Origin of the sequence: Catenibacterium sp. UBA627 (genome assembly GCF_002299355.1) — a bacterium.
Lineage (GTDB): Bacteria > Bacillota_I > Bacilli_A > Erysipelotrichales > Coprobacillaceae > Catenibacterium > Catenibacterium mitsuoka.
Genome location: NZ_DBPF01000059.1, coordinates 1 through 10,200, shown reverse-complemented (window position 1 = coordinate 10,200; position 10,200 = coordinate 1). Strand labels below are relative to the sequence as shown.

Genomic DNA, 10,200 nt, shown 5'->3' with positions numbered 1-10,200 from the left:
ATTATGCATGGATGTTCGCTGATAATATGTATTTATAATATCCTGTAAAGTAATCATATTCATTTTTTCTTCAGCAGTTTTTTGGACTTCATTATAGAATTGCTGTAAAGATAACTGAATATTAATGCCAATGACACAATCAGGGTTGGTATGAGTATCTAAATGAAGCAGTGGTTTATCGCCTTCAACAGCTTTATAAATATCCAGCTATGTGAATTGGTCTGTTGGTTTAAAAAGAGAAGGACGGGCATGTCCAGCTACACTAGTCATAAGTACGTTAACATAAGCTGGCGTACAAAGCCGGGATTTGTATGGATACTCTTGCAATTGAGGCACTAGAGAGAGATTTTTCCTGGTTAATAGCAATCAGAACCATCACATGAACAGCATCACTTAATTTTGTTGAATATTTCATGATAAGAAACTCCTTGTAGTCTGATATAATGATTTTTGCGTTTTTAGGAAAAAACATTTCTGGCTTGACAAAAACATTTCAAACTCTCAACAGTTATTTTTAATGTGTTGAGAACTTGTACATATCATTTGTTTTGACCATTGTAAATAATATAATTATGACTATAATGAAATTCAAACTTAAATAAAAAGTCAATACCTTAATAAAAACTTACGGAGTATATCCCATATATTACTCATTCAGGAGATGACGTCTTTATTAAGAATGCAGCTAAATAAGCAGAAGTAGTTTATAAGTATTTTTCTATAGAGAAGGATACTAGATTAAATATCACTGCAAGAGGTACTGGTACTCTACAAGTATATTTTGATAATCATTTGGTTGGTGATATGACATTTAGTAATGATGCATGGGATAAGAAAGACATATCCATTGATGCATCTTATCAATATACTCAACTTAAACTAATAGTAAAAGAAGGAAATCTAGATATATTATCAGTTGGTTTTGAAAAGTAAATAATACCTTAATTCCCCCCTAAAGCGACATGAAATCATTCATGTCGCTTTTTTAACTAAGGAAAACTATTATTAAAAATAGGTAATAAAATAGAAATTCATATTTTATGAATAGAATATCAGATGTTCATTCATGAATAAAAGCGGTATCATTTAGGAGCAGTAAGAGTGATGTACACACAAAGCAAAAAAAGAAGGAGAAAATATGGAAAACAATAGTAAAAGTAGTGTCGTTTATCAGGGGAAGATTCCTGGTAGAGTAAAATATTCATTCGCATTTGGTGCATTAGGTAAAGACTTGATTTATGGTATGATTGCCACATTCTCAATGATCTATTTCACAGATATCATTAAGGTTGCACCAGCATTCATCGGGACAATGTTCTTCGTTGCGAAGATCTGGGATGCCTTCAATGATTTATTTATGGGTATGCTTGTGGATAATACAAGAAGCCGTTATGGTAAATTCATTCCTTGGTTAGTAGCAGGAACATTAATTAACGCATTTGTATTCGTTATTGTATTCACAGATTTCCATCTTACAGGTGTAAATCTTTGTATCTTCGCTTCAGTTATCTATGTATTATGGGGTATGACTTATACAATCATGGATATTCCTTATTGGTCAGTTATTCCAAACTTAACTTCTGATCCAGAAGAACGTGAAAAAGTATCAGTACTTCCAAGAATCTTTGCAAGTATTGGTCAGTCATTAATTATTGCTGGTTTTGGTGTTCAGATCATCAAGGGTCTTGGTGGAAATTATATTGGTTATCATAGATTTGCTTTAATCATCGCAGCTACATTCATTTTCACTATGGCAGTATGTGTCTTAAACCTTCCTAAAGTTCAGACAAATGATGAAAAAAAGGAAAAGATGAAATTCAGAGACATTTTCACAGTTATTAAGAAAAATGACCAGTTAAGATGGGCAGTATTATTAATTCTATTATATAATGTTGCTATTCAGGCAATCATGGGTGTTGCTACTTATTATTTTAGTTATGTATGTAATAACGCTGGTATGTTATCAGCTTTTATGATCAGTGCTTCAGTTGCTGAAGTTGTTGGTCTTCTTATCTTCCCTAAGGTTACTAAAGCATTATCAAGAAAGAAAGCATTCTTATTCGCATGTGCATTACCTCCAATTGGTTTAATCCTATTACTTGTTGTTGGTTTTGTTTGTCCTACAAATATCTTGTTAACTGCTATTGCGGGTATTGTTGTTAAGACTGGTACTGGTCTAGAACTTGGATGTGCAACTGTATTCTTAGCTGATGTTGTAGACTATGGTGAATATGTATTAGGTGACAGAAATGAGGGTGTTGTCTTCTCATTACAGACATTAATCGTTAAATTAACAGCCGCCTTCACTTCACTCGCAATTGGTTTCGTACTAGAACTTACTGGTTATGTTCCAAATGCAGTGCAGTCACTTGCTACACAGAACTCAATTCGTGTATTAATGTGTGTTGTACCAACTATTGGTGTTATTTTAGCTTATATCGTATTTAAGAAGAAGTATAAGTTAGATGATGAATTCATGAAAAAAGTTGTAGATAAAATTAATAGTTAATTCTAAAGAACAGGCTGATTTTATAAACTGAAATCGGCTTGTTCTTATTTCGCGTATATAATAAAAAGTGTTATGATAATAAAAAGTAAGGAGCAGGCTTATGAGAACGTTTAGTATTATTTTGGCTGATGATGAACAGAATATCCTCTATGGTATGCAGAAGGGAATTAATTGGGAGGAACTAGGATTCATAGTGGCAGGAACAGCACAAAATGGGAAAGAAGTATTAGAAATGATGGATGACTTACATCCAGATCTTGTTATTAGTGATATTAAGATGCCCTTTATGGATGGATTAGAGCTTGCTAAGACTATTCATGATAATTATATGAATACTAAGGTTATTCTTTTTTCTGGATGGGATGATTTTGAATATGCCAGACTTGCTATCAGCTACGGTGTATCAGAATATTTGATGAAACCTATTGACTATGATGAGATGAAAAAACTCCTAGAAAAGATGCATCAAAGTTTAGAAGACGAATATAATGAAAAAATCAACTGGACTCGTTTAGAAAATGCTTATTATAAAAGTCTTCCACTCTTAAGACAGCAGTTTTTTACACAGATGGTTCTAGGTACGATGGATCAAGAAGAATGTGCACAGCAGATCAAGAATCTTGGACTAGAACTTGATGAACAGGAATATTGTATTGTTGCAGTTAAAATACAAAAAGAAAATCATCAGGATGTTTTTAGTGAACTTTCTATTAAAGAAACACTTAAAGAAGCATTGGATAAGATTTCTAAGGGATATGAGTTTGGAATAGGGGACAAAGAAATATTCCTCTTAAGTGCGAATAAAAAGCATGAAATAGGAAAAATAACACGTACTTTGCAAGAAGCATCAATTATGATTACACGTATTTTTGGTGTTCATATTTCATGCGGAATAAGTGGTACGGGAAATAAAAGAGAAGATATACCTTCACTTTATACACAGGCTAAAGATGCTTTAGAATATAATCTGGTACTTCCTGATGAAAGCTATACATACTATAATGACTTAATGCTTCAAGAAGAAGTCGAAACAGATTGGAATGCTTATGTAGAACAGATTGGAAAAACAATTACCTATTGTAAAGAAGAAGAACTTAAGAAACAGGTTGAAGAATTGATTAATTTACTTCATAAAGCTCATTATAATCTTAATGAATATCAGATGGTGATTATGGAGATATCATTTTCTTTCGCAAGATTATATAAGAAATATCATATTTCTTCTAGTGGAGAATTTGCTGGATCAAAAAAGATGGCCGTTACTATTCTTGCACTCACTACAGGAGAGGAATTAGATCACTGGCTACTTGATTATTGTCAATTGATTCGCCTTCTTATACAGAAAAAACGTATAGATAATAATGTGATACTTGTAGATAATGCTAAGAAGATAGTTCAGGAAAACTTCTCTGATCCAGATTTAAGTGTAGAAAGTGTTTGTGAGGCATTACATGTCAGTACCTCTCATTTCTCCAAGATATTTAAACAGGAAACAGGTGGGACTTTTATGAGTTTTATGACAAGATTACGTATGGGAGAAGCAAAAAAACTTTTACTTCAGACAAATTATAAGAGTCTGGTGATTGGTGAAATGGTAGGATATCCAGAACCTAATTATTTTAGCTATGTATTTAAGAAAAACTGCGGTGTCTCTCCCGCTAAATATAGGAAACTAGAAAATGAAAAATAAGAAATTAAGTGTACGTGTTATATTACCTGTTGTTATGTCTGTTTCCATTGCTGCTTGTATTATCAGCAGTATGATGTTATTTTCTTATCTATTCTCTTCTTATTTTAAAAAAGATGCAGTCGAGAAGATGGATCGACAGACAATCTCATTAGCACAAAGTCTAGAAAATGAAGTAAGTGAAATCAATAGTTTTGTGAATGATGTTTATTATCAGAACATTAAGAAATATGATTGTGAAAATGTTCAGTTTAAAACAGTTATGACTCAGAAAATCTCCAATGAATCAAATAGGATTTATAGTATATCTCTTTATGATATGAATGGGAATAGGGTCTGGAGTTTTGGAGAATCGTCCGGTGTTTTCGATATTCAACAATCCTGGTTTAAAAATGCAAAAAAGAATACTGAAACCATTCAATATGGTCATCGACACTTGGTGAAATCCAATCTATCAGGTTATGTCATGGATATTAGCCGTTATGTAGAATATATTAATGCTGGCAATATAAGATCAGGCATTTTATTGATGCAGTATTATACAGAGCCTATAGAAGGTATTCTAGATCGTTATCAGAACCAGAAGTCAGCTTATTGTTATTTACTGGATGAATCTAATGATTTTTTATATCATCCTTTTGAAAAACGTATCGCCTCTGGTTTATATAAAGAAAAAACAGTATCTACTGCATTCAAGAACAACCGTAGTATTCATAATGGAGACTGGCTTGTAGAAAGAAAACAGATTGGCTATACGGGATGGAATATTGTGGTAGTGAATTCCATGTCAAATCTATTAGTAGAAAACCGTCGTTTTCATTATATTGTTTGGTTTATTCTACTTTTAGTAGGAGCTATTTTGATATTACTTGATTTTCAGGTGTTTAGAAACTTTACCGACCCTGTTTATCAATTACTTGCTACAATGGAAGATTTTGGTAAAGGTAACTATAATTCTCGTGCAAAAGAAGAAGGAATTGGAGAATTAAAGAGTTTAAGTGCCAATTTTAATATTATGGCAGATAAATTACAGAAGCAGATGGAAGAAATCCGTCAAAATGAACGTGAAAAACAGAAAATGGAGAAGAAACTACTTCAATCACAGATCAACCCTCATTTCTTATATAACACGCTTGATTCTATAATATGGATGATTAGAAGTGAAGAATATGAAGGAGCAGGTGAAATGGTTTCATCTCTTGCTAAGTTCTTCCGTATCTCCTTAAGTCAAGGAAAGGATATGATACCCTTAGGTAAAGAACTTGAACACGCAACAAGTTATTTAAAGATTCAGAATATTCGTTTTAAAGATAAATTTGACTTTAAGGTAGAAGCAGATCCTAAACTAATGAAATATCTCATTCCTAAGCTTTCTATTCAGCCTTTATTAGAGAATGCGATTTATCATGGAATGGAGGGTATGTATGAGGATGGGGAGATTATTATCAGTGTTTATGAGGAAGAGGATACTATCAAGATTGATGTGGCAGATAATGGTCTTGGTATGACAGAAGATAAACTTGAGTATATTATGCATCATCAGGTTGTTTCTAGTAAACGTGGATCAGGTATAGGTGTGCGAAACGTTCATGAAAGAATTCAGCTTATTTATGGTAAACAGTATGGTGTTACTATTACAAGTGAATTAGACGAAGGAACAACTGCTACTATTACTATCCCTAAAATGGAGGAAGCAGATGAAACAGAATAAAAGAAAACACATAATCCTCATTGTGATATTACTGAGTATGGCATTTGTTTCTACTTTATATGTAAGAGATAGGGATTATGTACAGAAAAATAAAAGAATTGCGATTATTTATCCTAAGCATTCACAATCGCTTATTCAAGAAGTACAGGAAGGAATACAGGATTGTGCATATGATCATCAAGTGAAGCTTGATGTCTGGTATAAGGATGATTTATCCCAAAATGAACTCGATAATCTTATTACACAGGAATATAAAAATCAGGCCATGGGCTTATTACTTGTATATCCAGAAAAGTACATGAGGAAAACACAGTATGAATATGGGAATGTATTAGCTCTTACAGATACAATGCAGGATTCCTTCACCTACACTGCTTCTTTTAGTCATACTTCTCATGAAACAATGAGATTACCTGTGGATTTTACTCTTCTAAAAGAGATATCTATAGGAAAAAGAGATGCTATTTATATTGAGGATACTTATAAACTAGGTTATAAGAGTATAGAACTGATTAGTCATTGTGAAGGAAAAAAAAGGTTATCAACTATTTCTTTAAAACCAGAAAAAGTTGATCAGAAAGTAGTGGAAAAAGGCAGTAAAGCCTCACTATTTACATATTAGAAGGTTACTATGAAAAAGATGAGAAAATATAAATGGATATTGTTTATGGTGCTGATTTTATGTTTAACACTAACAGTATTAGGAGGCTCACGTTCTAAAGATGATCAATATATTCATGTGGGTATTGCGGTTTATGATCTTGACGATACATTTATGAATAGCCTAATTACAGCACTAGAAAATAGAATTGATGAAGCGCATATGAAAAAGAAAATCTCTTATGAGATATGTGATGCGAAAGGAAATTCAAGACGTCAAAATAAACAGCTTCAGTATATGTATACTCAGAACTATGATATGATGCTTATTAATCTTGTTGATCCTTCTTCTGCAGCAAGTGTCTTGAATAATGCAAAGGAATTAGACATCCCTGTTATATTATTTAATCGAGATATTGCTGAAAAGGATTTAAAGATTACAGATAATGTCTGGTATGTGGGAACAGATGCCTCTCAGGATGGGCAAATACAGGGAGAGATGCTTCGTAAAATCTGGAATGAACAAAGAAATAGAGTAGATAAAAATAAGAATGGAAAAATAGATTATGTTCTTATAGAAGGTGAAGAAGATCACTATGATGCCATTCGTAGAACAAAAGGGTTCTTAGAAAACAGTAAAGACCTCCCTTTAAATACACTAGGTACTTTATCTGCTTCATGGAATAGACAGCTTGCTTATAAGAAGTTTTCTCAATTAGATAACAATGCGATTTCTAGTACAGAAGCTGTTATATGTAATAATGATGATATGGCATTAGGAGTTTATGATTATTACAAAGAAAAGAATCTAGCTCTACCTATTATTTTAGGTATCAACAACAGCCAGGAAATGAATGAGAAAATTATGTCTGGTGAAATATATGGTAGTGTAGATAACAATATGGATAACCAAGTATTAAGAATAGTTAAATGTATGGAATCTGTACTAAATGGAAATACTAAAAAATATAAGAAAGTCTGGTATAGTACACCTTATGCAGTCACAAGAGAATAAATTATTTGCTTATATAATTCATCTATGTTAGTGCGATTAGCATAAACTAACTAAGGAGAATTACATGAAAGCACATAAATATTGGTCTATTGGTGCACTGATCACCATGATTTGTACTTTCTTAACAGGACATATGAACAAGATGATTCATACAGGATTAGGTTTGATTGCACTCATTTGTATGATTATGTCAGTCTATTCAGGTCATAAGATGATTTCAAGAAAGAACTAGTTTAGTCAGCAACATAATGGTTGCTGGCTTTTTATATGTTACAAATAGTATGGAAATAGGTAGTAAGTTTTTAAGCATGCATTAACCGTAGTTCTTTGAGTATCTCATTTTAGATAGAGGTGCGAGAAGAATCGAGGGTATTCTTCTTTTTGAGGTAATAATTGAAGAGAGCAATCGTGATCATAACTATATATGGTCTAGTGTACAATGTGGAAACTATATATACATTGATACTTGTAAGAATCCAATTTCACGTATTTATAAAAAAATCATTGATCGTTTTTATTGACAATAATGCTTATTTGGTATAATGTTCTATATAGAACAATTGAAAGTTCTAAATAGAACGATATAAGGAGGCTTAATATGTATTTCTGGGATCAACATAAGACAATTACTCTTTATTATGAGATGTTAACCGCATCTACCTGTGATAAATACAGTCTTAAAAAGATGGAATATGACATATTGATGTTTTTGTATCATAATCCTGAATACAATACTGCTGCAGATATTGTCAGAATAAGAAAGTCGACTAAATCCCATGTCTCAACTGCCTTAAAGGTATTAGAAGACAGAGGATATATTACTAAAAAGATAAATGAAAATAATAAGAAGCGTGTAGAACTTTTCTTGGAGGATTCAGCCAATGAAATCGTGAAAGAAGGGCTCGATGTTCAAAATCAATTTGCGTATGATATGCTTCAGGGTCTCACACAAGATGAGATAAAAGTATGTAAAAAAGTATTTGAGAAAATTTGTAGAAATGCAGAAGAATGCATTCAAAAGAAAGGATGATCAATATAAATGAAAAATATGTACCTAAAATGCCAGATGTCATGGAAGCCATTTTTGATACTTGCTATTTATTATTTGATTTAGTTGCTGGCTTTATCTTTCTATCAAAAGCCAACGGTAATATGCTATTTACCTTATATGGTATTTTAACTCTTACTTTATGTGGTGGCGATGCCTTCCACTTAGTTCCTAGAATTAAAAGAGCATTCAAAGGAAGTAACGAAAAGATTAAGAGACAGCTTGGTATTGGTTTACAGGTATCTTCTATTACTATGACTGTTTTCTATATTATTTTATTATATATCTGGAAATTGACATTCCCTACACTTAAGGCGCCATTTATTGTAGAAGCAATGATCTATGTTTCAGCTATTGTTAGAATTGTTGTATGTTTCTTACCACAAAATGACTGGTGCGGTGATGAAGGTAACTTAACATTATATATGATCAGAAATGCCGTATTTGCAGTGACTGGAATTGGCATTATTATTCTTTATGCAATGAGTGGTAATATAGGTAATCTTCATATGACAAGAATGGTTGCGGCTATCATCATCTCATTTGGCTGTTATTTACCAGTTACATTATTATTAAGAAAAAACCTAAAGTTGGTTTATTGATGATTCCTAAAACATGTGCTTATATGTGGGTGATTGTAATGGGATTACAACTATTATTTAGATAGAATAATGTTATAATGGTAGTGTAATAAATCATTAAGTGAGGTAGAAATGATGGAACAAGAAAGATATTCAATACTATTTAGTTCTCCAACAGGTAATACAAAGATGCTTGCTGAGGCTATTCATGACACGTTACCTGAAGAAGACTGTGATTATTTTGGACCATGTAAAGAAGTAGATTCAGATATGCTTTATATTGGTTTCTGGACAGATAAAGGTAATGCGGATGCAGCAACTCTTAAATTATTAGAAACCTTAAAGAATAAGAAGATTTTCTTATTTGGTACAGCAGGATTTGGAGTAAGTGAAGAGTATTTCCAGAGAATTTTAAATAATGTGAAAACAAGCATTGATGGAAGTAATATTGTTGTAGGCGAGTATATGTGTCAAGGCAAGATGCCACAATCTGTACGTGATCGATATGTTTTGATGAAAGCACAGCCTGATCATATGCCTAATATTGATATGCTCATTGAAAACTTTGATCAAGCTTTAACGCATCCTGATGAAAATGATTTAAATAACTTAAAAAAGAAAATTTTAGGATAATAGTGAAGCATAAGGGGATGAATCTCTTATGTTTTAATATTACGGAAGGAATATATTATGAATATTCATGAACTAAACTAGTTATGGACGCTACTTGGTATTGCGTTACTATGTGCTTTTATTGCATTTCTAATTACATTTTTAATCTGCAAATTTGTCCATAAACAAATAAGTATGAAAGTATTGATTATTGTTGCAGTGATAGGATTCTTATTAGGAGTAATAGGCGTATTTATTTATGCGAGTCAGGCTATGCCTTTGTAATCAGATTTTCTTATGATATATTATAGGCGTTTGCTCTATATTTTTATCTAAAAAACAGGCAGAACCCCCACCTCTATATGAAATATAGGTGGGGGATGAATTTATTTGAGTAATTTTGGAATAGTGAGGGTATAATACATATAGGAAACTTC

The 10,200-nt window shown here is 32.1% G+C and carries 11 protein-coding genes; 10 read left to right on the top strand and 1 reads right to left on the bottom strand.

Going from position 1 to position 10,200, the window contains the following annotated elements; genetic code table 11:
• Positions 1 to 277 precede the first annotated feature (277 nt).
• Positions 278 to 415 carry an Rrf2 family transcriptional regulator gene (locus B2S90_RS04240; RefSeq protein ID WP_202980015.1) on the bottom strand — a complete coding sequence of 46 codons (138 nt, stop codon included), beginning with the start codon at positions 413 to 415 and terminating at the stop codon, positions 278 to 280.
• A gap of 389 nt (positions 416 to 804) precedes the next feature.
• Between B2S90_RS04240 and B2S90_RS04235 the strand changes: the two genes are divergently transcribed.
• From B2S90_RS04235 to bilS, 10 genes are all read left to right on the top strand, one after another.
• Positions 805 to 933, top strand: coding sequence for a hypothetical protein (locus tag B2S90_RS04235; RefSeq protein ID WP_278780206.1), 129 nt, complete (start codon positions 805 to 807; stop codon positions 931 to 933).
• A gap of 205 nt (positions 934 to 1,138) precedes the next feature.
• Positions 1,139 to 2,509: a melibiose:sodium transporter MelB gene (gene melB, locus B2S90_RS04230; protein ID WP_286696583.1), complete on the top strand. Its 1,371-nt coding sequence runs from the start codon at positions 1,139 to 1,141 to the stop codon at positions 2,507 to 2,509.
• A 100-nt stretch (positions 2,510 to 2,609) separates the two neighbouring features.
• A complete protein-coding gene (locus tag B2S90_RS04225) occupies positions 2,610 to 4,199 on the top strand; it encodes a response regulator (RefSeq protein ID WP_279079833.1) in 1,590 nt (529 codons plus the stop codon).
• Positions 4,189 to 5,907 (top strand): sensor histidine kinase, encoded by a 1,719-nt coding sequence (locus tag B2S90_RS04220; RefSeq protein ID WP_286696582.1) that lies wholly within the window; start codon positions 4,189 to 4,191, stop codon positions 5,905 to 5,907. Before B2S90_RS04225 ends, B2S90_RS04220 begins: the two co-directional genes overlap by 11 nt.
• On the top strand, positions 5,894 to 6,529 hold the full coding sequence (locus B2S90_RS04215) for a hypothetical protein (protein ID WP_147556399.1): 636 nt from the start codon (positions 5,894 to 5,896) through the stop codon (positions 6,527 to 6,529). Before B2S90_RS04220 ends, B2S90_RS04215 begins: the two co-directional genes overlap by 14 nt.
• Before the next feature lie 9 nt (positions 6,530 to 6,538).
• Complete coding sequence (locus B2S90_RS04210; RefSeq protein WP_055289310.1) at positions 6,539 to 7,522, top strand: galactose ABC transporter substrate-binding protein; 984 nt, start codon at positions 6,539 to 6,541, stop codon at positions 7,520 to 7,522.
• Between the two features lie 64 nt (positions 7,523 to 7,586).
• The gene (locus B2S90_RS04205) at positions 7,587 to 7,754 is read left to right on the top strand and encodes a DUF6219 family protein (protein ID WP_187114819.1); all 168 of its coding nucleotides are present in this window, start codon (positions 7,587 to 7,589) and stop codon (positions 7,752 to 7,754) included.
• Between the two features lie 366 nt (positions 7,755 to 8,120).
• Positions 8,121 to 8,552, top strand: coding sequence for a MarR family winged helix-turn-helix transcriptional regulator (locus B2S90_RS04200; RefSeq protein ID WP_286696581.1), 432 nt, complete (start codon positions 8,121 to 8,123; stop codon positions 8,550 to 8,552).
• Positions 8,549 to 9,172, top strand: a complete 624-nt coding sequence (locus B2S90_RS04195) for a hypothetical protein (RefSeq protein ID WP_286696580.1) — start codon at positions 8,549 to 8,551, stop codon at positions 9,170 to 9,172. The genes B2S90_RS04200 and B2S90_RS04195 overlap by 4 nt, the downstream gene beginning before the upstream one ends.
• Positions 9,173 to 9,286: 114 nt before the next feature.
• A complete protein-coding gene (bilS, locus tag B2S90_RS04190; RefSeq protein WP_286696579.1) occupies positions 9,287 to 9,784 on the top strand; it encodes a flavodoxin family protein BilS in 498 nt (165 codons plus the stop codon).
• Positions 9,785 to 10,200: the final 416 nt, after the last annotated feature.